The sequence below is a fragment of the Leptotrichia sp. OH3620_COT-345 genome (assembly GCF_003932895.1).
In the GTDB taxonomy this organism is placed as follows: Bacteria; Fusobacteriota; Fusobacteriia; order Fusobacteriales; family Leptotrichiaceae; genus Pseudoleptotrichia.
Genome location: NZ_RQYW01000151.1, coordinates 1 through 360, shown reverse-complemented (window position 1 = coordinate 360; position 360 = coordinate 1). Strand labels below are relative to the sequence as shown.

Annotated in this window: 1 protein-coding gene; it reads right to left on the bottom strand. The window is 29.2% G+C overall.

All coding sequences use genetic code 11. From position 1 onward, the window contains the following. Positions 1–79 precede the first annotated feature (79 nt). Positions 80–247, bottom strand: a complete 168-nt coding sequence (locus tag EII29_RS12445) for a hypothetical protein (RefSeq protein WP_158612562.1) — start codon at positions 245–247, stop codon at positions 80–82. Positions 248–360 lie beyond the last annotated feature (113 nt).

The following is a 360-nucleotide window of genomic DNA, read 5'->3' as shown; positions in this document are numbered from 1 at the left end:
TTTTTCGTTGAAATAATTTGAATGTTGGATTTGTTTTCTTTATATATCTATCAAAAGCTTAATTTATTCAACTAACTTCTTATCTTCTATAGCCACAAACTATATGACCACTTTTACTATAAGGGTCTCGATAACAACCGTGTCCTCTTTCTTTCCAACGTTTTTGACTTTTCTCCAAATCTGCCATAAATGAAGCACAACTTAACACTGCCATTAGCATTATTACTATCAACATTAGTCTTTTCATTTTTATTACCTTTCTTTTCTATTTTTTATAATTTCTTCTCTTATATTCTTCTAGTGATTCTCCCGTTACTTCTTTCATATCCTCTGGATTCATATACCATTCTGATATTCTTT